22 protein-coding genes are annotated in these 22,443 nt (G+C 41.4%); 9 read left to right on the top strand and 13 right to left on the bottom strand.

Annotated features, from left to right (window positions below; all coding sequences use genetic code 11):
- The 3 genes from E1160_RS06585 to E1160_RS06575 all read left to right on the top strand — a co-directional run.
- The coding region (locus tag E1160_RS06585; RefSeq protein WP_218048752.1) for a DUF6414 family protein at window positions 1-772 on the top strand (772 nt) is incomplete at its 5' end.
- The gene (locus tag E1160_RS06580; protein WP_155154213.1) at window positions 769-1,893 is read left to right on the top strand and encodes an AAA family ATPase; all 1,125 of its coding nucleotides are present in this window, start codon (window positions 769-771) and stop codon (window positions 1,891-1,893) included. The genes E1160_RS06585 and E1160_RS06580, both read left to right, overlap by 4 nt.
- Before the next feature lie 45 nt (window positions 1,894-1,938).
- Entirely contained in the window at window positions 1,939-2,481 is a 543-nt protein-coding gene (locus E1160_RS06575; protein WP_155154212.1) for a methylated-DNA--[protein]-cysteine S-methyltransferase, read from the top strand.
- 4 nt (window positions 2,482-2,485) lie between these two features.
- On the opposite strand, the gene E1160_RS06570 is transcribed toward E1160_RS06575, so the two are convergent.
- The 6 genes from E1160_RS06570 to E1160_RS17245 form a co-directional block, all read right to left on the bottom strand.
- Window positions 2,486-2,977, bottom strand: a complete 492-nt coding sequence (locus tag E1160_RS06570; RefSeq protein ID WP_155154211.1) for a PAS domain-containing protein — start codon at window positions 2,975-2,977, stop codon at window positions 2,486-2,488.
- A 110-nt stretch (window positions 2,978-3,087) separates the two neighbouring features.
- Window positions 3,088-3,867: a 2-oxo-tetronate isomerase gene (gene otnI / locus E1160_RS06565; RefSeq protein WP_155154210.1), complete on the bottom strand. Its 780-nt coding sequence runs from the start codon at window positions 3,865-3,867 to the stop codon at window positions 3,088-3,090.
- A 126-nt stretch (window positions 3,868-3,993) separates the two neighbouring features.
- Window positions 3,994-5,433: a dihydropyrimidinase gene (gene hydA, locus E1160_RS06560; RefSeq protein ID WP_155154209.1), complete on the bottom strand. Its 1,440-nt coding sequence runs from the start codon at window positions 5,431-5,433 to the stop codon at window positions 3,994-3,996.
- Window positions 5,434-5,537: 104 nt separating this feature from the next.
- Window positions 5,538-7,022, bottom strand: coding sequence for an NCS1 family nucleobase:cation symporter-1 (locus E1160_RS06555; protein WP_155154208.1), 1,485 nt, complete (start codon window positions 7,020-7,022; stop codon window positions 5,538-5,540).
- A 149-nt stretch (window positions 7,023-7,171) separates the two neighbouring features.
- Window positions 7,172-7,912, bottom strand: coding sequence for a nitrilase-related carbon-nitrogen hydrolase (locus E1160_RS06550; RefSeq protein ID WP_328597131.1), 741 nt, complete (start codon window positions 7,910-7,912; stop codon window positions 7,172-7,174).
- Complete coding sequence (locus E1160_RS17245; RefSeq protein ID WP_235914061.1) at window positions 7,836-8,039, bottom strand: carbon-nitrogen hydrolase family protein; 204 nt, start codon at window positions 8,037-8,039, stop codon at window positions 7,836-7,838. The genes E1160_RS06550 and E1160_RS17245 overlap by 77 nt, the downstream gene beginning before the upstream one ends.
- 541 nt (window positions 8,040-8,580) lie before the next feature.
- On the opposite strand from E1160_RS17245, the gene E1160_RS06545 reads away from it, so the two are divergent.
- Window positions 8,581-9,231, top strand: a complete 651-nt coding sequence (locus E1160_RS06545; RefSeq protein WP_155154207.1) for a TetR/AcrR family transcriptional regulator — start codon at window positions 8,581-8,583, stop codon at window positions 9,229-9,231.
- Between the two features lie 13 nt (window positions 9,232-9,244).
- Here E1160_RS06545 and E1160_RS06540 read toward each other — a convergent pair whose 3' ends face one another.
- Complete coding sequence (locus E1160_RS06540; protein ID WP_155154206.1) at window positions 9,245-10,084, bottom strand: LysR family transcriptional regulator; 840 nt, start codon at window positions 10,082-10,084, stop codon at window positions 9,245-9,247.
- 135 nt (window positions 10,085-10,219) lie between these two features.
- Between E1160_RS06540 and E1160_RS06535 the strand changes: the two genes are divergently transcribed.
- The 3 genes from E1160_RS06535 to E1160_RS06525 are packed head-to-tail and all read left to right on the top strand — an operon-like array spanning window position 10,220 to window position 13,381.
- On the top strand, window positions 10,220-11,398 hold the full coding sequence (locus E1160_RS06535) for a M24 family metallopeptidase (RefSeq protein WP_218048751.1): 1,179 nt from the start codon (window positions 10,220-10,222) through the stop codon (window positions 11,396-11,398).
- Window positions 11,398-13,065 (top strand): choline dehydrogenase, encoded by a 1,668-nt coding sequence (locus E1160_RS06530; RefSeq protein WP_155154204.1) that lies wholly within the window; start codon window positions 11,398-11,400, stop codon window positions 13,063-13,065. The genes E1160_RS06535 and E1160_RS06530 overlap by 1 nt, the downstream gene beginning before the upstream one ends.
- Window positions 13,058-13,381 carry a cupin domain-containing protein gene (locus E1160_RS06525; RefSeq protein ID WP_155154203.1) on the top strand — a complete coding sequence of 108 codons (324 nt, stop codon included), beginning with the start codon at window positions 13,058-13,060 and terminating at the stop codon, window positions 13,379-13,381. Before E1160_RS06530 ends, E1160_RS06525 begins: the two co-directional genes overlap by 8 nt.
- A 78-nt stretch (window positions 13,382-13,459) precedes the next feature.
- Here the strand turns inward: E1160_RS06525 and E1160_RS06520 are convergent, their stop codons facing one another.
- From E1160_RS06520 to E1160_RS06510, 3 genes are read right to left on the bottom strand one after another with little or no spacing between them, the layout of a single operon-like run.
- Entirely contained in the window at window positions 13,460-14,731 is a 1,272-nt protein-coding gene (locus E1160_RS06520) for a Zn-dependent hydrolase (RefSeq protein ID WP_155154202.1), read from the bottom strand.
- Between the two features lie 15 nt (window positions 14,732-14,746).
- Entirely contained in the window at window positions 14,747-16,024 is a 1,278-nt protein-coding gene (preA, locus tag E1160_RS06515; protein ID WP_155154201.1) for an NAD-dependent dihydropyrimidine dehydrogenase subunit PreA, read from the bottom strand.
- Between the two features lie 15 nt (window positions 16,025-16,039).
- Window positions 16,040-17,377 (bottom strand): NAD(P)-dependent oxidoreductase, encoded by a 1,338-nt coding sequence (locus E1160_RS06510; protein ID WP_155154200.1) that lies wholly within the window; start codon window positions 17,375-17,377, stop codon window positions 16,040-16,042.
- Between the two features lie 381 nt (window positions 17,378-17,758).
- Here E1160_RS06510 and E1160_RS06505 point away from each other — a divergent pair, with 381 nt between their 5' ends.
- On the top strand, window positions 17,759-18,679 hold the full coding sequence (locus tag E1160_RS06505) for a hypothetical protein (RefSeq protein WP_155154199.1): 921 nt from the start codon (window positions 17,759-17,761) through the stop codon (window positions 18,677-18,679).
- 17 nt (window positions 18,680-18,696) lie between these two features.
- On the opposite strand, the gene E1160_RS06500 is transcribed toward E1160_RS06505, so the two are convergent.
- A complete protein-coding gene (locus E1160_RS06500; protein ID WP_155154198.1) occupies window positions 18,697-19,962 on the bottom strand; it encodes an MFS transporter in 1,266 nt (421 codons plus the stop codon).
- 302 nt (window positions 19,963-20,264) lie between these two features.
- Between E1160_RS06500 and E1160_RS06495 the strand changes: the two genes are divergently transcribed.
- Complete coding sequence (locus E1160_RS06495) at window positions 20,265-21,077, top strand: substrate-binding periplasmic protein (RefSeq protein WP_155154197.1); 813 nt, start codon at window positions 20,265-20,267, stop codon at window positions 21,075-21,077.
- Window positions 21,078-21,103: 26 nt separating this feature from the next.
- Here the strand turns inward: E1160_RS06495 and E1160_RS06490 are convergent, their stop codons facing one another.
- A complete protein-coding gene (locus E1160_RS06490; protein ID WP_155154196.1) occupies window positions 21,104-21,310 on the bottom strand; it encodes a tautomerase family protein in 207 nt (68 codons plus the stop codon).
- Window positions 21,311-21,410: 100 nt separating this feature from the next.
- Window positions 21,411-22,373 (bottom strand): agmatinase, encoded by a 963-nt coding sequence (gene speB / locus E1160_RS06485; protein ID WP_155154195.1) that lies wholly within the window; start codon window positions 22,371-22,373, stop codon window positions 21,411-21,413.
- Window positions 22,374-22,443: the final 70 nt, after the last annotated feature.

Below are 22,443 nucleotides of genomic sequence, written 5' to 3'. Positions count from 1 at the left end.
TCAATATGTAGATAAAACACCTCTATCAAAAAGGATGAGTATGCTTAAAATTGTTTATTTCGACGAGGGTTCCGCAATTGACTATCTTGATATTTCGAACGGCGGAAATTTATCTCAAACAACAGAAAAAAAGAAACAAAAGGAAGTGTCGGGAAGTGCTAAACTAGAAATTGATGTAAATGATGGCGTAATTTTCAAAGCCTTAGCACCATTTATAAAAACAGATCTTTCACTCTCAACAAAAGGGGGAGTCAGCGCTTTAGGGGAAACATTAGTAAACACCACAATATCGAACTCGGTATTGAGTGAGTATCTTGAGAAAGCAAACAAAGATAATTCAATTACAAAAGTAAATAATTGCAATCTACAAGCATATCAAAACTCTATTTCATACATGAAAATGTATACCCCATATACAAAAATGTTGAAAATAGACCATCAAGACGTTGATATAACTATGCTAGATGAAGTCCTTGAAAAGAGTAAAGGATATTATGAACTAACACTAAAAAACGATACAGACCGAGTAGTTCGCTTCAATATCAATGCTTTCAGAAATAACTATAATTTGATGGATCTCACTCGAATGAAGCTTAAATTATACCTAGTAAAAGTGGGAACCATTGATTTACATTCTCTAAACATAAAGCACGAATTTTCGATAAGTTTTCAAGATCAAGAGGTATCAGGTGAAACTCTAATAACTAGTGACAAACATTTATCGAATGATCACGTTGATTTGTTTGACGTAGTATTGGCGGGGATAGAATGATTCCTCATACAGTTATATTCAATGGACCAAAATCTGCCTTTGATCAATTTCTCGAGTCAGAAAACGTCTGCAACAACACAATAAGTTCTTTATCTGAAATCGTTCGTCTTGTTGATGAAAGAAGGAATAGATTTACCGTACAAGTGGAGGGCCAAGACAGAATAGAATCCGAGCCAATAAATATCGATAACCTTGTTGCCTACTCTGACGAATATATGAGTGTGAGAGAACATGCTTTAATGAACTTTGAGGCCTTTTTTTCAGATATAAATATTAAAAAAATTTATCTTCATAATCCACCATTAGTTCTTGAAGTTAAGATAAAGGCAAGCTCATCAGAACATGAATACATTCGCCATGACTACAAAACCGTAAACACTTGCTTTATCAAAGAATTGGAACAAAGTCTCAAAAACCAAATTGTCGGTCAATTAGAAGCGAAAAGAAGTATTTTGAAATCGTTGATTCCTCAAGCGCGAATGGAAATAAAGAAACCAAACGTAATCCTATTTTACGGGCCTTCTGGAGTAGGAAAAACTGAAACTGCAAAAATACTAGCAAAGACTCTAGAAGGAAACCTATTTAGAAAACAGTTTTCCATGTATCATAGTAACGAGTTTCTTTCTTACTTATTTGGAGGCAAACACGGAGAAAAAAGCTTTGCAAAGGAAATATTAGATCGAGAGGCAAATGTTATACTTCTTGACGAATTTGATAAAGCGCATTCAACATTTCACAGCGCGTTCTACCAACTATTTGATGAAGGGATTTACGAAGATCAAAATTATAATGTAGATGTAGAGAAGGCAGTTATTATTTGCACATCAAATTATCAAAACTTACAAGAAGTAAAACAACATTTAGGAGATCCTATTTTTTCTCGGTTTGATGCGCATGTTGAATTTACGGAATTACACGTAAACGAAATACGTGAAGTAATTTCCCGAGAGCTCAAAAGACAAATCCTACAACTATCAGATAAAGATAAAAGTTTGATTGACTACGATCTCTTTGAAGATCAACTTCTTAAAAAAGCCCATTACTTTAAAGATGTGAGGAAAGTTACGCGAACCATAAGAGATGGAATTTCAGCAAAAATCCTTGATTATATAATCTCATAATAAGTATTAATTGATCAACCAAACTATATATAATTGATTGAAAAAATGACCAATATCCTAACTGAAATTTTTGAGACCGACTTTGGGCGGATTATACTGGGGAGCTATGAGGGCAAGCTTTGCCTCTGTGATTGGCATGATCGCAAGAAACGGGATGCGGTGGATAATCGGTTAAAGAAATATTTGAAAGCTGACTATGAAACGGCAAAAGATGTTCCGGTTTTGAAGCAAACAAAACAAGAGTTGAACGCGTTTTTTGAGGGACAAACAAAAGAATTTACGATCCCTCTTCTGCTTGCCGGATCGGATTTTCAGAAATCCGTTTGGGATGGGCTCTTGGCGACCAGATATGGGGAAACCTTAAGTTATCTAGAATTATCTCGTCGGTTAGGTGATGAAAAAGCCATTCGGGCCGTGGCCAATGCCAATGGGGCAAATGCGATCTCAATCATTGTCCCTTGCCATCGTATTATAGGCAGTGATGGATCCCTTACCGGCTATGCAGGTGGTATTGAGATCAAGAAGAAACTATTGGAAATAGAAGGGTATATATTCGCCAAAGAAGCAGAACAGCCGAATTTGTTTTAACTAATTAAAAAATAAAGAAAAACTCAATCTGTTGGGTCACTGTTTTCCCACCATCATCTGAGAGTGGAAATTCAAGAAAAGTTACCTTGCGTTTACGGATATTTTCATAAGGGAACATGCCAGAGGATCGTGCAATTTTACGTTCTTTAACTACCATTTCATAGAACTTCATATCCTCATCAGATAAGGTATTACGATCAGATAGTTCCCGATGGGTTTTATTGGTGAAATCTTCTTTGACCAAATCCACAGCTTCGGTCGCATGTATCCGATATTTGAAATCCAGAGGGTCTTGCGTGATATCGATTACATTCACTTTTCCGAGCCAGCCTTTGAAATCAAAGACATCAAAATCAGACCAGCTTGGCATCAAACGACCGTTAAGCTTGCTTCGATATAATTCGACCATCGGCTCAAAACCTGTAAAGGTTTCAACAGGCTCATCTAAATCAAAATATTCGTAGAGCCACCCTTCAGGCTCACCCCAAACTGCCATAATAACCCCTTAATAATCTTAGGGGTTAATATAACAAAGCAAATCCCGCTAACAAGATAGAACTCAATCTAATTATACTACTATTGATAAACATTGAATTACTATTTTTCTTAGTAAATATAGGAAGATAACCATTCGAGGCCATCTTCAGTTTTTCCAAGCGGCTTATATTCACATCCCACAAAGCCTTCATATCCTGACTGATCTATAAGGTCGAAAATATAGTTATAATTGATCTCACCATGATCTGGTTCACTTCGCATGGGTACATTCGCAATTTGAATATGCCCTGTGATATCAGCCAACCCCAATATATGCCTCTCCAAATCGCCTTCCATAATTTGTAAGTGATATATATCTAGTTGATATTTTACGTTTGAAGCATCTACTTTTCTCAAAATATCTCTGGCTTGTGAAGAATATTGTAAAAAATAGCCAGGTACATCACGGTTATTTAAAGGTTCAATAAGTAAAGTTATATCTACTTCACGGGCAATTTCAGCGGCATATTTCAAATTGGAAACCAAGCATTTATCTTGCTCTTCCATGGTGGCATTTCTAGAAACTAAACCTGCCATCACATGCAATTTTTCACATTTTAGAGCCGTTGCATAATCCATAGCCTGATCAAGAGCTTCGATAAAACGCCCCCTTTCAGAAGGAATACCAGCTAATCCACGTTCCCCCGCCTGCCAATCTCCTGCATAAACATTAAATAAAGACAACTCTAATCCAGAATGTTGCAAAGCATCAGCAACTTCATCTTTCGGGTAATCATAAGGGAATAGAAATTCAACAGCTTGAAAGCCCGCATTCCTTGCAGCAGCAAATCGATCAAGAAACGCATATTCATTAAACATCATCGTCAAATTCGCAGCAAATTTCGGCATATTTTTTCCATACCCTACCCATATCATTACTCTACGAATTATACATTAACCCATTATAAGCACAAAGAAAAAGCCGGATAATTTTCCAATCATCCGACTTCCTAATTTAGTATTATATAGTTAATCTTAGCGCTTTACAGGTGTTGGCACATTTGCCTTGGCAATTTTTTCCAACGCATGGAACATAGGCTGGAATGCAGGGCGTTTCACGTAACGACCCGCCCCACGAACCGCACGCAAATCACCTTCTTTATAGGTTACAACACCCTGACTGATAGTGTGAGATGGGATACCTTTCACTTCCATACCTTCAAAAATATTGAAATCAATACGTTGATGATGTGTCTTTGCAGAAATTGTTTTCGTACCTGCAGGGTCCCAGACGACAATATCCGCGTCGGCACCGACTGCGATCGTGCCTTTACGTGGGTGGATATTGAAAATCTTTGCTGTATTCGTTGATGTCAGTGCAACAAATTCACTTGGGGTCATACGCCCTGTATTCACACCTTCATTCCAGATAACAGCCATGCGATCTTCTACGCCGGCCGTACCATTCGGGATTTTAGTAAAGTCATCCTTACCAGCAGCTTTTTGATCTGCGCAGAAACAACAATGATCCGTTGCAGTTGTTTGCAGATTTCCAGATTGTAAACCTTTCCATAAAGCTTCCTGATGCCCTTTTGGACGGAATGGCGGAGACATTACATGTGCAGCAGCCGTATCAAAATCCGGATGTTGATACACACTGTCATCCAACACCAAATGACCAGCGAGAACCTCACCAAACACACGGTGTCCTTCACTTCTTGCACGGGAAATTTCATCCAATGCGTCTTTAGTCGATACATGTACCAGATAAATAGGCACACCAATAACTTCAGCAAGACGGATCGCCCGGTTGGCAGCCTCCCCTTCCGCAGCAGGTGGACGGGATAGAGGATGCGCTTCTGGTCCCGTCATTCCCATATCCATCAATTTGCGTTGTAATTGGAAGACAAGCTCCCCATTTTCCGCATGACAGGTCGGGATCGCGCCAAGCTCTAATGCACGTGTAAAGCTATTATAAAGCACTTCATCATCTGCCATAATTGCGTTTTTATACGCCATAAAATGTTTGAAACTATTCACGCCATGCTCATTCACCAAAGTGCCCATATCTGCATGTACGCTTTCATCCCACCATGTAATTGCCACATGGAAAGAATAATCAGCACAAGATTTCTCTGCCCATTCATTCCAAGTATTCCATGCTTCCATAATACGTTGTTGTGGGTTTGGAATTACAAAATCAATAATCATTGTTGTACCACCAGCCATCGCAGCCGCAGTACCTGTTTCAAAATCTTCGGATGCAACCGTTCCCATAAACGGTAATTGCATATGAGTATGCGGATCGATACCACCAGGCATCACATATTGACCACCAGCATCAACCACTTCCGCATCAGCAGGAGCTTCCAGATTTTCACCGACAGCCTTAATGACGCCATCTTCACAATACACATCAGCGCGCATTTCCTGCTCCGCTGTTACCACTGTACCGCCTTTGATTAAGATAGACATATTATTCAACTCCTGAACTTAAATTGAGGCTCAAACCTCATCTTATTATTTGAAATCGCCTACACCTCGGCCAGAAGACCGACCGAGGCATAAACAACTTGGTTTTATTTATTCATCACCTTTGCCAATACGAGATATGCAGCACCTGCAACGAACAAGCCGACAAACCACGCATAAGTATAAAGCGTCATGAAGAAGGCACTTGCACCATCTGACAATCCAACACTTGCCAAGAAACCTGGAAGATTTGGCAAGATACCAATGATTAACGCAAGTATACCGGCCCAGTTCCAACCGTTGCTGGCAGAATAAATACCGTTACTTTTAAACAAGTCCGCTACTTTTAGATCCTGTTTACGAAGAAGATAATAATCCGCGAGCATAATACCCGCGATTGGACCTAGTAATGCTGAATAGGCAATCAACCAGCCAATGATATGATTGATTAAAATCCACGGGAACATAATCAAACCAATTGCCGCTGTTATATAACCGCCCTTTTTCAAGGAGATTGTTGACGGCGACAAATTAGAGAAACCATGCGCAGGCGCGACAACATTAGCCGCAAGGTTTGTGGTCAATGTAGCAATAACCAGCGCAACCAGAGCAATAATGATAGCAAAACCACCCATACGTTCTGTCAAAGCAATTGGGTCCCATATGGGCTCACCAAAAATCACAACTGTTGCGGATGTTACCGCAGATGCGATAAAGGCAAATAAAGCCATTGGAATTGGAAGGCCGATAGCTTGACCAACAAATTGATCTTTTTGACTTTTCGCATAACGAGTGAAATCAGGGATATTCAATGCCAATGTAGCCCAGAAGCCTACCATACCTGTTAGGCTTGGCCAGAAGACAGACCAGAATTGTCCTTCTTTTGGTTGCCCTACATCAAACTGACTTGGTGTCGATAGCATTTCACCGAAACTGCCAGCATTTACATAAGCCCACGCCAAAAGCGCCAATCCCATTAGCAACAGGAATGGAGCCGCATATGTTTCAAGCCAACGAATGGATTCTGTACCATTCTTGATAAACCAGATATGCAAGCCCCAGAAAGCAAGGAAGCATATAAACTGGAATATATTAATACCAAGAATTGGGAGTGGATCAGCTGCTAAAGCACCACCAAATAAGGTATTCAGGATCACGTAAATCGCTGACCCACCAACCCATGTTTGAATACCAAACCAGCCACAGGCAACGATGCCACGTGCGACCGCGGGTATTTTCGCCCCAATTGGCCCGAAGGAGGAACGAAGTAAAACCGGGAAAGGAATACCGTATTTTGCTCCGGCATGCCCAACCAGCACCATTGGAATAAGCACGATTACATTTGCCAATAAAATTGTTGTGACAGCTTCTTTCCAAGACATGCCTGCACCGATCAAATATGATGCCAGCATATAGGTTGGTACACAAACAACCATTCCCACCCAAAGAGCAGAAATCGCTTTCCAGTCCCAAGTTCTAGTTTCAGCGGTAGTTGGTGCCTGATCCTCATTCCAAAGATCAAGGTCGACCCCCTCTGTTTGGGCATCTACTGTGGTATAATCACCACCGCCCGATATTGTATTATCAGTCATGTTTTTCTCCCAGACTGCGATAGGAAAACCACGCCCCTGTTTAATTCGCGCAATTCACCTTATGTACATCGGAACCCAAATATACCCGCCGATGCATCGGGCAAGAGAGCTTGTATTTTTTATCTGACTCTCAAAATCTAAAATTTGCCTCACTCAATTCTAGTGAGTGGGCCATATGTATCTGGACGACGATCACGGAAAAACTGCCAGTTGCTGCGAATTTCGCGCACCATAGACATATCCATATCATGAATAATCAACTCATCCTGATCACGGCTTGCTTCTTTTTCAATTTCACCACGCGGATTTACAAAATAGCTTTGACCATAAAACTCACCAATATCCCATGGTGCTTCGCGCCCAACACGATTGGTTGCACCAATGAAGCAACCATTCGCCACAGCAGAAGCAGGTTGTTCCAATTTCCATAAATATTCAGAGACGCCAGCAACAGTTGCAGATGGATTGACGATATATTCTGCCCCGTTAAGCGCCAACGCACGCCATCCTTCGGGGAAATGGCGGTCATAACAGATGTAAACACCTAGCTTACAATATTGTGTATCAAATACAGGCCAATCAGACCCACCAGGCTTGAAGAAAAATTTCTCCCAGAAACCTGCAACTTGCGGAATATGTGTTTTACGATATTTCCCTAGATAACTGCCGTCTGCATCAATTACGGCTGCGGTATTGTAATAGACACCCGGCATTGCCTCTTCATAGATAGGCACAACAATAACCATCTGGTATTTTTTGGCATATTCCTGCATCAATTGTGTGGTTGGACCATCCGGAATATATTCTGCGGCATCATACCATTTCTTTGTCTTGGCTCGGACAGAAATATGGTTGGGTAAAGACTTCTTGAAAGCAAAGCACCTGCACACCTTTTTGCCCTGCTTCCTCAATATAAGGAATATGCGCTTCAATCATAGCCTGACGGATTTCTTCAGGTGATTTATCTGTATCGGCCTTTAATCCCATTTGAATCAAGCCACCGCGTAATATCGACATTTATCGTCCCCCAGTTCTACATTCCCGATTTAAAATCTTCAGGAAATTAGTTGTCATATGTTGAGAGGGCGCATATGCAGATCGCTGCGTCAAAACACAGCTTATCATCTTTTTTTGCGTCTTTTTTAATGGCATAGCAAAACGCCCCTCTGCGACAAGAGGCGCTTATCAAATACGATACAGGTGAACGATTATGATTACGTTTTCTTATTTATTTTAGAATTTGTTTACAAAGATTGCGTGAACGGACGCATATGCCTATACCGTTCAATGTTTCAAATTCTTTGATTAGGTAGAAATCCCGCGCTACCTAACCATACATGTATCGCTAGAAAGCCCCTTACTTATCTGTTTCCCTGTCACCCCTATCTATCTTATTTTCATTACTGATAGCTTCGGGTATTAATATTACCAACAATAAGGAGGTCGTTTATCGAACCTTTCTCAAATCACTGGAATTTACGTAATATTAGATTATTCCTTCTTGACCAAATGGTCAAGATAAAAGCATATTAAAAGATCACTAGTTTCTGGATAAAAAATGCCACTTCAAAAAACCATTACAAATAAAGAAGAAAATGCAGGCCACAAACAGGCAATTCGACGTGAGAATGAACAGCAAATTTTAAATGCAGCCGAGCGCGTCTTTGCGGAATTTGGATTTAAGGGATCAACCACTGCGAAAATTGCCCAAGAAGCAAAAATTCCAAAAGCCAATTTGCATTATTATTTCCCAACCAAAGAAAAGCTCTATCGTCGTGTCATTGAAGATATTTGTGATTCATGGCTTCATTCCGCTGATCTATTTGACCAATCAAATGACCCACGTGAAGCTTTAACAGGCTATATCCACGCAAAAATGGATTTATCACGACAACGCCCATTGGGGTCTCGTATATGGGCCAATGAAATGATCCGTGGGGCGCAATTCACCAGTGATTACATTGGTAAAAATGTTAAAGAATGGCTGGAAAGTCGCATTATCGTCATTGATAAATGGATCAATGAAGAAAAAATTGCCAGAGTCGACCCTCGTAGTTTGATGTATATGATTTGGGCAACGACACAACATTACGCCGATTTCAACGCTCAGATTGAAATATTGAATGATAACAAATCATTAACCGACGAAGAATTCGAAACAGCTAAATCTCAGGTGACAGAAATCATATTACGTGGGGTTGGCCTTTAACAGCCTTCTCTGATTAATCATTTAATGCCTGATGTAAACGCGATGAGATACGATCAGCATTGTCTTTATCAAAAGTTGAACCGAAGATTAATGAGAATTGTAAGTTCATTGGCTTAAAGTCTACCATAGTTTCAGATCTATCTAACCCATGAGAGCTCGAACTTGGTAAAAATGACTGACAAAACCCAGCTTCCACTGCCTCTCGCAATGAATCAACAGTAGCGGCCTCAAGTGCAATCATATGCTCGCCACCCAACAATTCAATTTCACGGGTTGATCTCTCCCTTAAAACACAATTCGTCGCCAAAATACCGTATCGCGGATTACCTTCAGGCGTGACAGCATTGCCATACCATGCGACCTCTTCTGACCATAACAAATGCCCTGTTTCCCTATGGGGTTCACTTGCTACAATCGCCAGATCAAGATCACCTGCCTCAACACGCGCACGCAACGCACGACTGGGTTCTAAAATAATTGATGGAGATACATTAGGAAATTCCCGTTGAAAGATCGGAATCAATTTTTGTAAAATCGTAGGGGTATAATCTGCAGGAGATCCAAAGCGAAGTTGCCCCTCTATATCCGCCTCTGCCATTTCCCCAAGCAATTCATAATTCAAAGCTAGAAGCTTCTGCCCTTTTCTCTTCAATTTCTCCCCTGCGAAGGTGAGCGATAAACCTTGGTTACTGCGCTCAAGCACCCTCTGCCCTAAAGCTTCTTCCAAGCGTTTAATCTGCATGCTTACGGCCGACGGTGTCTTATGTAATTTACTTGCTGCAAGTTTTAAACCGCCCTCTTCCAGCACAGTCACAAATGTACGAATTAGCTCTAGATCCAATGCTTGTTTCATAGTTCAATTTTATTTAATTAATAGTTAAGGTAATTTCGTTTGATTTAACCATCTAATTCCATTTAAGTCATTCTGTCAAACAAGAGGTTATACTCCCTATAATGAATAAAGGCCTTTAATAAGATGGTGACCAAAATGGAAATAGATCAGGTTAAGATGCGTGGCTACCGCCTTGAACGTACCCGTAAGTTGCTACAAGAATTCAACATAGATGCAGCTGTATTATTTGATCCTCTGAACTTACGTTATGCGACGGGATGTCGAAATATGCAGGTTTGGACGTCTCATCATCTAGCGCGTTATGTATTTGTACCTGTTGAAGGTCCAGTTGTACTTTTCGACTATGGTGGCGCCTTACATCTATCAGATAACCTAGAAACGATTGATGAAGCACGCCCTGCAAAAAGTTGGGATTACTTTGGATCAGGTCATCGCGCAGAAGAACATGCCGAAAAATGGGCCATGGAAATCATCGATCTTTTGCATCAAACTTGTGGACCTAATGCGACATTAGGCATAGATCGCGCTGACCTACTTCCGCTTTTAGTTCTACAGAAACACAATATCAAATTAGCTGATGCAAAAGCGCCTATGGAACATGCGCGTTCCATTAAGTCCGCAGAAGAGATAGCTTCTATCCGTCAATCTATGCAGATTTGCACGGATGCGATTTCGTTTATGCGGAGTAAAACAGAACCCGGTGTTACCGAAAACTACCTACTTTCATTAATGAACCAATATAATATCGAGCATGGCGGAGAATATCAGGAAACCAGACTTCTATCATCCGGTCATCATACAAATCCATGGTTTACGGAATCTTCAGATAAAATCATTGAAAACGGAGAGATGCTGGTATTTGACAGTGATCTCATTGGGCCAGATGGTGTTTTCTGTGATCAAACCCGCGCCTTTGTTGTGGGGGATAAAAAACCGACGGATGATCAAAGGCTACTCTATGCCCATGCACATGAACAATTGATGCATAATATGGAATTATTAAAACCGGGTTTATCTTATCAGGAATTCAGCGAGAAATCATGGAAGATGCATGATATCTATGTCCCAAATCGCTATGCAGAACAAATTCATGGCATCGGATTTGGTGTAGAATATCCAGTCATTTATTACCCAGAAGATCATGAAACTTGGCAGTATTCAGGTCATTTTGAGGAAGGTATGTGCGTTTGCGTTGAAAGCTATGTAGGCCCTGTTGGCGGACCGGAAGGTGTAAAACTGGAACAACCAGTACTCATTACAAAAAATGGTGCTGTCCCCCTCACAAATTGTGAATTTGAAGAAGATTACCTCTAATGAAATCAAAATCATATGACTATATCATTGTTGGCGCAGGTACCGCTGGATGTGTGCTTGCCCATCGCCTCAGTGAAGATGAGAAATATTCAGTATTATTACTTGAACATGGTGGAGATGATAGAAGCTGGATCATTCAAATGCCAGCAGGTTTAAGATCAGCATTTAAGCCAACAAGTAAATATAACTACTGGTTTAAAACAACGCCCCAGTCACACTTAAACAATCGTGAGATTGATCAACCACGTGGCAAAGTGCTTGGTGGGTCCTCTTCCATCAATGGAATGACTTTTTTGCGTGGTAATCCACTTGATTATGACCATTGGGCAGAAAAAGAAAATTGTCATGGTTGGTCTTTCAAAGATTGCCTTCCCTATTTTAAAAAATTCGAACAGCGTGACGGTAAAAACGAAAATGACTTTCGTGGTAATGACGGCATGGTTGGCATCCAATTGCAGGAGGATTTAAATCCGCTTAACGCTGCATTTTTAGAAGCCGGACAACAAGCGGGACATAAACTTAGCCAAGATGTAAATGGTTATATGCAAGAAGGTGTCAGCCGATTTGAGATGTCCGTTAAAAATGGCTATCGTAGCAGCTCTGCCAGATCATATATTCACAACCAACCTAAACGTGACAACTTAGATATTACCTCAGATGCAAAAGTCTTGAGGGTCCTAGTAGAAAAAGATCAAGTGGTTGGCGTTGAATATGCCAAGAATAATCAAATCGTGACAGTAAAGGCCAAACGAGAAGTCATAATGGCTGCTGGTGTTTTTGGAACACCACAAATTCTGATGTTATCAGGCTTAGGTCCGGAAGATCACCTCAAACAAATTGGCATCGACGTGAAACATCACGCCCCCATGTTAGGTGAAAATCTACACGATCACCTAGAAGCCCATATCCAGGTGGAAACAGATCAACCTGTGTCATTAAACAAATATCTAAAACCCCATTTGATGTTATGGGCTGGCATGCAATGGTTTGGCCTCAAAAAAGGTGTCGCTTCGGTTAACCAATGCCATGTAGGTGCCTTTTTACGCACGAATGAAGATGTCAGCCATCCCAATATCCAATTCCACTTCTTTCCTGTTTTCTTCGGTGAAAACTGGATACCAAACCCAAATAAAAATGGTTATCGTCTTGGGGCTGGCCCCATGCGCCCAGAAAGCCGTGGTAGAGTTCGATTAGCATCAAGTAATCCTAACGACGCACCATTGATCGACCCTAATTATTTAGCTACTGATCGCGACTGGTATGAAATGCGAGAAGGATTGAAGATGGGGCGTGAAGTCCTCTCACAATCGGCTTTCAAACCGTATCATCAGCGTGAAGATTTACCCGGAACACATATCCAGACTGATAAAGAGCTTGATGAATTTATCCGTGAAGATGCTTCTTCGGCCTATCACCCTTGTGGCACTACCCGTATGGGAGAAGAAGATGATCCACGTGCAGTGGTAGATTTAGAACTAAAATATAAGGGACTAAATGGATTACGTATCATAGATGCATCTGTAATCCCTGCCGTTCCCAGCGCCAATATCAATGCTTGCGTTTATATGATCGCAGAAAAAGCCGCTGATATGATCCTTGGTAAACCACCATTAGCACCAGAAGATATCAAATATCATAAAGCACTAGAAAGTAAGGTAAATGACTAAAAGTTTTCGTCATAGTATTGCGACTAAAGACACCATTCGCAAAATTCAAAATTGGGAAACTTGGAGCTGCAATGACCCTGTTTTTCATCATGCCTATGATAAAACCGTCTCTCTATATGTCCAAGACGGTAGCGCAAAATTAACTTTCAAAATGGGTGAATATGTGGAGTTAATTAAGGGAGATTTTTTAACAATATATGAAGGATCAGAAGCGACTTGGGATATACCAAACGGTATCACCAATAGATATCAATATCATGACAGCTTTGTATCAGCCTCATATCGACAAGAACAAATCCATTGGGATCGTAAATAAAGAAAATGGCTGGCCCGCGGAGGCCAGCCAAGTCAGAGAGTAACAATCTACATGAGATTGTTGGTCGAAAAGCTCACATTAAGAACTTAAAACAGTTTCATCAGCCTTGGTGACCATGGCTTGCAGCAGTACCTGCCCGCCCGCCTCACACCATTCTGGTGTCGCATCTTCCACTTCGTTATGACTAATACCATCAACACATGGAATAAAGATCATGCCTGTTGGCGTTACCTTGGATAAATAACATGCATCATGGCCAGCACCTGAAACCATATCACGATTAGAATATCCACCTAATTCCACCCCATCGCGAACTGCTTGCACACATGAATCTTCAAACTTGATCGGTGCATAATACCAAATTTGTTCGAAATCCATTTCAAGGCCGATGCCTTTGGTGATTTCGTCCACAGCTTCGCGTAATTCCTTATCCATCTTAGCCAGAACTTCATCATCCGGATGGCGGAAATCAACAGTCAAAAAGACCTTACCCGGGATCACATTTCGCGAATTTGGATAATTTTCGAGCATACCAACTGTCGCACAGGCGAAAGGTTGATTTTTCATACCAATCCGATTAACAGCCTCAACAATACGGGACGCGCCTAATAATGCATCTTTGCGCAAATGCATAGGTGTAGGCCCCGCATGCGCCTCCACCCCGGTCAGGGTGATTTCATACCAACGCTGTCCCTGGGCGTCAGTTACGACACCAATCGTCTTTTCTTCATCTTCAAGGATCGGTCCTTGTTCAATATGGGCTTCAAAATATGCGCCCACTGGATGACCATCGATATTTGGCTCATCTGGGCCAGCATAACCAATGCGCTCCAATTCTTCGCCCATGGTTTTGCCATCGCTATCCGCACGACTTAACCCATATTCAAGATCGAATACCTTGGCAAATACACCTGACGAAACCATTGCAGGGGCAAAACGTGACCCTTCTTCATTGGTCCAGACGGCAACTTCAATTGGTGCCTCTGTCTCGTAATCCGCATCATTCAGGGCACGTACAACTTCGAGGCCAGCTAACACGCCATAGACTCCGTCAAATCGTCCTCCCGTTGGCTGACTGTCTAAATGACTACCTGTCATGATCGGTTTTAGGTCAGGATTACGGCCTTCACGGCGCGCAAAGATATTCCCCATTTTATCAATGCGAATAGAACATCCAGCATCCTTACACCATTGGATAAAAAGATCACGGCCTTCTTTATCGATATCGGTCAGGGCAAGACGGCAAACGCCGCCTTTTTCTGTGGCACCGATCTTGGCCATATCCATCAAACTTTGCCAAAGACGATTCCCACTGATACTCAAATTGCGATGTTTTGCGATGACATTCATGAATATATCCCCCTTTTATTCGGCAGCTAAACGCATTGGATTTAACGGATGTTCCGGCCATGTCAGATGTGATTGACCATCATCTACACGTTTCATCGTGATACAATCCTGTACCGGACAAACATGCAGACATAGGTTACAGCCGACGCATTCATCATCTATCACCGTATATTCATTACCACCACCTGGTTTTGCGACCTTGGTGATGGCCTGATGTGATGTATCCTCACAAGCAATATGACAACGACCACATTCAATACATTCATCCTTATTAATGACGGCCTTAATGTCATAATTCATATTCAGGTCGTTCCAGTTCACCGTATTTGGTGTCGCCATCCCACGGAAATCATCAATTGATTGATACCCTTTTTCATCCATCCAGTTGGATAAACCATCGATCATGTCCTCTACGATCCGGAAACCAAACAACATAGCAGCTGTACAAACCTGAACACCACTTGCACCAAGCGCAATGAATTCAGCTGCATCACGCCAGTTGCTCACCCCACCAATCGCTGACATTTCAAGATCACGCGTTTCCGGATTGCGGGCAATTTCACCCACCATATTTAAAGCGATCGGTTTCACGGCAGAACCACAATACCCACCATGTGAGCCTTTACCATCAACAGTCGGTGTTGGTGCCATAGCATCCAGATCAACGCTGACAATAGAGTTAACTGTGTTAATTAAAGAAACAGCATCAGCATTACCATGATAGGCAGCCTCTGCAGGTACTAGAATATCCGTAATATTTGGGGTCAATTTGGTAAAGACAGGAATATCTACAACCTCTTTCACCCAACGCGTTACATTTTCAACCATTTCAGGTACCTGACCAATCGCTGAGCCCATACCACGTTCACACATACCATGAGGACAACCAAGATTAAGTTCAAGGCCTTGCACACCGGATTCAGCAATTTTTACAGCAAGCGTTTTCCATGCATTTTCCTCAACAGGTGCCATCATGGACCCAATGATCACACGATCCGGCCATTCTTCACGAACCTCGCGGATTTCCTGAAGATTCACTTCCAACGGACGGTCTGTAATCAACTCAATATTATTGATCCCGAGCACACCACGGTTACTATCATGATGGGCGCCATAGCGACTGGACATATTAACCACAGGCGGATCAATACCTAATGTCTTCCAGACAACACCACCCCAGCCTGCTTCAAAGGCTCGCACAACATTATATTTCTTATCCGTTGGGGGTGCAGACGCTAGCCAAAACGGGTTGATACTTTCAACGCCACCAATTTTACAACGTAAATCAGCCATTATTCCTACTCCTTCTTACGCGTTTAGGAAGCGGGTCATAGCTTCAGCCGCTTTCGCCCCGTCATCTACAGATTGAACAGTTAAGTCTTCGCCAGTTTTGATACAATCACCACCCGCAAACACGCCAGAGATAGAAGTTTGATAATCGTCACCAACCTTAATTTTACCGCCATCAATTTCAAGGCCTGCAAGTGGGCCAGCTTCCAGAACTTGACCGATCGCCTTTAAAACTTGATCCGCAGGCAACTCATAAGTTTTACCCGTACCAACCAGTTTGCCACCATCAACCATTGTACGCTCAAAGGACATTCCTTCGACTTTGCCATTACCTTTAATACCGACAGGTTTTGACCATAGGCGGATATTAACGCCATTTACTTGCGCTAAATCTTGTTCCCATTCAGTGGCTGTCATTTGTTCTGCGCCGCGACGATACACCAAAGTCACATCAGATGCGCCTAGGCGTTTAGCTTGAACAGCAGCATCGATCGCCGTATTACCACCGCCAATCACAACAACATTGTCACCGACATTCACATCCGTTTTCTTGTCAGCCTGACGTAAATCCTCGATAAAGTTAATCGCACTTTCAACGCCTTTTTTGTCTTCACCTTCTAGACCAAGCGCGTTCACGTCACCAAGGCCAACACCAATAAAGACAGCATCAAATTCAGCTTTCAAACTTTCAAGGCTAATAGCACCCCCCAAAGCTTTCCCATACTCAATTGAGATACCACCTATTTCTAGAAGAAAATCAACTTCTCTTTGGGCAAAATCATCAACCATTTTATAAGCGGCCAGACCATATTCATTAAGCCCGCCTGCTTTTGGCTTTGCTTCAAATACAGTTACATCATGCCCCGCCATTGCAGAACGATGCGCACAGGATAAACCAGCAGGACCAGCCCCAATAACAGCTATTTTCTTACCTGTGGAGGCGGCTCTGAAGAATGGATGTGGCACATTCATTTCCATTAAACCATCAACTGCATGACGTTGTAGTTGACCGATTTTTACAGGTTCCTCACCCGTCGCATTTTTCACACAGGATCCTTCACATAACACTTCTGTCGGGCAGACACGCGCGCAGGTCCCTCCCATAATGTTAGATGATAAGATCGTCTTTGCGGAACCAGTGATATTGCCAGTGCTGATCTGATGAATGAATTTTGGAATATCGATGGATGTGGGACAAGCTGTCACACAAGGTGCATCATAACAATATAAACAACGGGAACTTTCCGCCATTGCCTGCGTTTCACTTAACGCAGGATGAATGTCACCAAAATTTGCTTCGATCTGTGCAGCATCCATTGGGCGCCCATCGGCAGACCCAGTAAATCTTTTGCTCATAAATAAGCCCTCTCTTGATCCTGTTCAATGAGAGGCACGTCACCTGTGATAAGGAAATGAAATTTGCAAATAGATTATCCTTACGGATGCTCCAACTCTATTTGCGTCAAACAAGGTGGCTCATTTTCTGAGTTCTATGCCTTGTCGTTTAGTGACCCTTAACCACGGGAATTGATCGGCTTCCTTTTGGATTTTATCTCAATCAATTCTTTTATATGCCTCCCGGCTAAATTAACAATGGACAATCTTGACCAAATGGTCAAGAATAAAATTATTACAAAATAGATTAGACGTGAATAACTTAATAACAACTACAACTAAGAATCTGATAAAATCCTTTTAATTTCTTATAGTTCAGAACAGAAAGACATTATCCATTTTATGATCGAAAAAATTGCAAAAAATGCATTTTGGCTAGTGTTATCAGCGATGATACTCGGCTTTTTTGTACCAATCGTGAGTCATACAATTCGTCCCTATACTTTCGCATTTTTGTTTGGGGTCATGTTATGTGCACTCATGCGGATGCCCGATCCTGATTTTGCCCATGCAAAAGAAAAACAAAAAACACGTATGAGTATTTTGATTGTCTGGCAGCTTTTTCTTACACCCGCGATTGTCTGGGGATTTTGCAACCTTGCCCAATTGCCAGATACACTTTCAACCGCCTTAATCGCATGTGCATGTGCAGGCCCCGTTTTCTCAACACCGGCATTTGCAAAATTAAATAATCTTGATGCAGGCTTCACTATACAAAATGTGGTCATATCAAGCTTGCTAATGCCCATTTCCTTATTACTTGCCGGGCTTCTTTTTTTACCCGTCATTCCTGATATTGATCTGCATACATTTATCATCAGAGTGTTAATTTTCTTATTTCTGCCATTTGTAATCGCTTATATTTACCGACGTTTAATCCAGACAGAAATGCAACAAAAACTTGATATGAAGTTGGGGGCCTTGACAACTATCTGCCTCTGTTTGATGGCCTGTTCCTTGATGGATGGGTTATTGAATAAAACGCTCAACGATCCGTTAAAAATTACAAGTTTAATCATCTTAGTAATTAGTTTTAATCTAACATTGCAGGCGATCAGCAGCTATCTGTTCAAACCAATGGACAAAAAAACAGCCCTGAATGCAGGGCTGGTTTGTGGATATAGAAACTGGACATTAACCTTGGCAATTACCGCTGGGTCGCTGGGCGAAGACTTCACAGCTCTTGTTGCTCTTGGCCAGTTCGGGGTGATGTTACTCCCCTTACCTAGTCTCAAATTTTTTGATCGTTTCATAAAGGCCTAAATATGGTAGGCGGCTGATTATTCAGCCGCCGCCGCAGACATTGTCAAAGGTCGTTCTTTCACTGGCAAATGAATAATTGCAGAGAAAGCACCAACCCCAACACCGATCCACCAAACAAGATCATATGTGCCATAAGCATCATAAAATACACCGCCTAGATACACGCCCATGAAACTGCCGAGTTGATGTGATAGGAAAACAAGCCCATATAAAGTGCCCATATATTTCAAACCATAGATATAAGCGACCAAACCAGATGTTAATGGTACTGTTGCCAACCATAATGCGCCCATCGCCACAGAGAAAATCATAACGGACCAAGGTGTCATCGGGAAAATGATAAACAAGGCCCCGACAATCGTGCGTAAGACGTAAATAGTGACCAACAAGTATTTTTTGGAATATTTTTTACCTAAAGCCCCAGCCACAATCGCGCCGACAATATTGGCCACGCCAATCACAGCTAAAGAAAACGCACCTAATGCAGAAGTACTATCAATACCAATATCACGTAATATACTATCTGTTGGAATGCCTAAGCATACCTCTGTAACATATGCTGGGAAATGAGCCGTAATAAAAGCCAATTGGAAACCACAAGAAAAGAAACCAAGAAAGATCATGGCATAACTTGGGTCTCTTAATGCCTTCACCAACACTTCCCCAAGACTTTCTTCCAATTCAACTTTGGTCGCTGTATTTTCCGTACGCAACATTGGCAACACAACCAATACTGCAATAATAGCCACAGCAAATACCAAGAAGACATTTGACCAATTCATATGTTGTAACAGCGCATTGGCAATTGGTGGGCCAATCACTTGACCTGCGGAACCTGCCGCCGTTGCGATACCAAGCGCCAGGGAACGATTTTCTGCAGAAGCACTGCGTCCCACCACAGCTAAAATCACACCAAAACCTGTACCTGCGATACCAAACCCAACAAAGATTTCATATAATTGATGTCCAAGTGGTGTTGTAGAATATGCGCTTAAAACCAGCCCTAATGCATAGATGATTGCACCAAGGATAATGGCTTTCATATCCCCGAATTTTTCTGCCAGCGCCCCAAAAATCGGTTGCCCAATACCCCATGCCAGATTTTGAATGGCAATCGCCAAAGAAAACTCATAACGAAGCCAACCAAATTCCTCAGCAATTGGAATTTGAAACACGCCAAAACTTGCACGGATCGCAAATCCTGTCATTAGGATGATACATCCTGCAAACAAGATCGGCGTAAATACGGATGTTTTATGCGTAGCTGCAGCCTGTGCGGTCATTGTCCTAACCTCTTAACCCTGTCTTAAAAGTATACTCCTTTGATTGGAGTCCTAAAAATCATATTCAAAATACAGACTTCATTTCCCAGAAACAATGGAACCCCAGAGAATAACATCTATTCCAAAATAATAAGCTGAAATTTTCAGATACAAATTAATGACTATGTAAGTTTAAAAACATTATAGAGATAATAAAAAGTTTAATAATACTCTAATCACTAAAATTATATTACGAAACTTCATATCTATGTTAAACTCTACTTATAAGTGCTTTAATGAAAAAAATCTAAGAGTAGAGCAAGATGGGCAATCTACATAGTTTAAAATCTATTCTGCAATTATCATTGCTTAACATCATTTTAAGCTTCTCTGTCTTTTTTCCAACAACTGTCAAAGCCTCATGCAGTGAAATTACTATTTCGGGCCATCCAAATTACCCACCATATCAATGGAACCATCAAGGGCAGATCATTGGGGCAAGCATTGATATAGCTCGTAAAATTCTGGAAGAAAAAGATATAAAGGTTCACACTCCTTATGTAGGAGCATGGAAACGTGTACTCAGATCAGCAGAACATGGCACAATAGACATGATTGTTGCCTTAAAACGGACAAGCGAAAGGCAAGTATATCTTACATTTAATGACACTCCATTTTATATCAATCCTTTTGTAATTTGGGTTAAGAAAGGAAGGAGTTTCAACTTTACTGAATGGAGCGATTTAATCGGTAAACAAGGTGGGAAAAATTTAGGCGACAGATATGGAGATGATTTTGATAAATTTATCAAAAACAACTTATCTATTACGCCAGTGAATAGCGTCGCCTCTAACTTTAAGCTACTTGCTTTAGAAAGACATGACTATTACATACACGGTTTATATCCTGGCCGATCTTATTTGTTGGTGAATGACCTTGAACAAGACTTCACTGCGTTAACCAAAAAAATCAATGAAGGCTTTATTCATAACGCCTTTTCCAAAAAATCACCCTGCATTTATTTGAACGATTTTTTTAACAAACGCCTGAAAGAGATGATGAATAATGGCGATACAAAATCCGCGATGGATCAAAACCTAAAACTTTGGCAAAAACTTGGAAAATTAGAAAGATAAGCATTAACTTGGTAACTTTCCTCTCTTTATGAACTAGACGAATTTTTCTTCCATTCATCGGTCAACATGCCACTATAGCCCCAATCTTCTTGCTCAATTTCCTGAAGAACAATATGTATATGTTCAGGACTTTTATTTAACGTCTTCACCAAAGTTTCGGTCATTTCTTTGACAATGGTTCGTTTCTGATCCCGACTAGCACCTTTGGTGATTTGCACGTTTATATAAGGCATGTTTCGATCTCCTTAATCAATATAACCAATAATTCCATATAGTATAAAAAAATGAAACAACCAGTAGGAAATCGAAACTTTTACCTTTTAAACAGGCGATCTACTTATCTAACTTATTATAGGAATAGATTGCGAGTAACTCAGCAGCAATCGTTGCACCGGCCAAAGCTGTGATATCCGCATGATCATAAGGTGGGGAAACCTCGACCACATCCATGCCAACGACATTAACACCCGCGAGATTACGCAATAAGATCATCATATCCGGTGATGTCACCCCACCAAATACGGGCGTCCCAGTCCCCGGCGCAAAAGCTGGGTCCAGACAATCGATATCAAAGGTGATATATGCCTTATCATTTCCAACAATACGTTTTATTTCAGCCGCACAAGCTTCCGGTCCATGCTTTGAAACCCAACGCGCATCCAAAATATTGAAACCAAGTGTATCTGGGTTGGTTGTGCGCAAACCGATCTGAACTGATTTTTCGGGAATAATGATCCCTTCCTTTGCAGCTTGATAGAACATGGTACCATGATCCACACGCCCATCTTCATCTTCATTTGACCATGTATCTGAATGAGCATCAAAATGAATCAAAGACAAAGGGCCGTGTTTTTCAGCATGTGCTTGCAAAACAGGATATGTAATAAAATGATCTCCGCCCAAGGTAAGGGTTGCAGTGTCTTGGTCCAGAATATTCTTGATATGATTACGAATTTCTCCCGGCATCTCCTCTAGACGCCCATGATCAAAAGACACATCACCATAATCCACCATAGCTAATTCGTCGAACATATTGAAATCCCAATCATATGGACGTTCCCATGCGATTTGGGAGGACGCTTCGCGGATAGCGCGTGGGCCAAAACGCGTGCCCGGACGACCAGATGTTGCCGTATCAACAGGCACCCCTGTAATAGCCACATCCACCCCATTTAGATCACGACTATAACGACGGCGAAAAAAACTGGTTACACCGGCAAATGTATTTTCTGGATGAAGGCCATAATTACTTTTGCTTAGAAAAGCTGAATCGCCAAAAATTTCTTCTTCACTCATAAGGATCGTCCTAATCTTGATTTTCTATATCTTTTATTTGCAAAGAAGGTAGATAGAGCACTGTGTAAAT

The organism is Curvivirga aplysinae (assembly GCF_009711445.1).
Classification (GTDB): domain Bacteria; phylum Pseudomonadota; class Alphaproteobacteria; order UBA8366; family Aestuariispiraceae; genus Curvivirga; species Curvivirga aplysinae.
Note: the sequence above shows the minus strand (reverse complement) of the source record. Positions and strands in the feature narration are given on the sequence as shown.

What these genes read in the sequence shown, in the direction of transcription:
- E1160_RS06520 (WP_155154202.1), bottom strand. Translation starts at nt 14,731, where the DNA reads ATGAATGTCATCGCAAAACATCGCAATTTGAGTATCAGTGGGAATCGT.
- E1160_RS17245 (WP_235914061.1), bottom strand. Translation starts at nt 8,039, where the DNA reads ATGTCGATATTACGCGGTGGCTTGATTCAAATGGGATTAAAGGCCGAT.
- hydA (WP_155154209.1), bottom strand. Translation starts at nt 5,433, where the DNA reads ATGTCTATCTTAATCAAAGGCGGTACAGTGGTAACAGCGGAGCAGGAA.
- E1160_RS06525 (WP_155154203.1), top strand. Translation starts at nt 13,058, where the DNA reads ATGACTAAAAGTTTTCGTCATAGTATTGCGACTAAAGACACCATTCGC.
- E1160_RS06490 (WP_155154196.1), bottom strand. Translation starts at nt 21,310, where the DNA reads ATGCCTTATATAAACGTGCAAATCACCAAAGGTGCTAGTCGGGATCAG.
- otnI (WP_155154210.1), bottom strand. Translation starts at nt 3,867, where the DNA reads ATGCCGAAATTTGCTGCGAATTTGACGATGATGTTTAATGAATATGCG.
- E1160_RS06530 (WP_155154204.1), top strand. Translation starts at nt 11,398, where the DNA reads ATGAAATCAAAATCATATGACTATATCATTGTTGGCGCAGGTACCGCT.
- E1160_RS06570 (WP_155154211.1), bottom strand. Translation starts at nt 2,977, where the DNA reads ATGGCAGTTTGGGGTGAGCCTGAAGGGTGGCTCTACGAATATTTTGAT.
- E1160_RS06540 (WP_155154206.1), bottom strand. Translation starts at nt 10,084, where the DNA reads ATGAAACAAGCATTGGATCTAGAGCTAATTCGTACATTTGTGACTGTG.
- E1160_RS06510 (WP_155154200.1), bottom strand. Translation starts at nt 17,377, where the DNA reads ATGAGCAAAAGATTTACTGGGTCTGCCGATGGGCGCCCAATGGATGCT.
- preA (WP_155154201.1), bottom strand. Translation starts at nt 16,024, where the DNA reads ATGGCTGATTTACGTTGTAAAATTGGTGGCGTTGAAAGTATCAACCCG.
- E1160_RS06580 (WP_155154213.1), top strand. Translation starts at nt 769, where the DNA reads ATGATTCCTCATACAGTTATATTCAATGGACCAAAATCTGCCTTTGAT.
- E1160_RS06575 (WP_155154212.1), top strand. Translation starts at nt 1,939, where the DNA reads ATGACCAATATCCTAACTGAAATTTTTGAGACCGACTTTGGGCGGATT.
- E1160_RS06535 (WP_218048751.1), top strand. Translation starts at nt 10,220, where the DNA reads ATGGAAATAGATCAGGTTAAGATGCGTGGCTACCGCCTTGAACGTACC.
- E1160_RS06505 (WP_155154199.1), top strand. Translation starts at nt 17,759, where the DNA reads ATGATCGAAAAAATTGCAAAAAATGCATTTTGGCTAGTGTTATCAGCG.
- E1160_RS06545 (WP_155154207.1), top strand. Translation starts at nt 8,581, where the DNA reads ATGCCACTTCAAAAAACCATTACAAATAAAGAAGAAAATGCAGGCCAC.
- E1160_RS06500 (WP_155154198.1), bottom strand. Translation starts at nt 19,962, where the DNA reads ATGACCGCACAGGCTGCAGCTACGCATAAAACATCCGTATTTACGCCG.
- speB (WP_155154195.1), bottom strand. Translation starts at nt 22,373, where the DNA reads ATGAGTGAAGAAGAAATTTTTGGCGATTCAGCTTTTCTAAGCAAAAGT.
- E1160_RS06555 (WP_155154208.1), bottom strand. Translation starts at nt 7,022, where the DNA reads ATGACTGATAATACAATATCGGGCGGTGGTGATTATACCACAGTAGAT.
- E1160_RS06495 (WP_155154197.1), top strand. Translation starts at nt 20,265, where the DNA reads ATGGGCAATCTACATAGTTTAAAATCTATTCTGCAATTATCATTGCTT.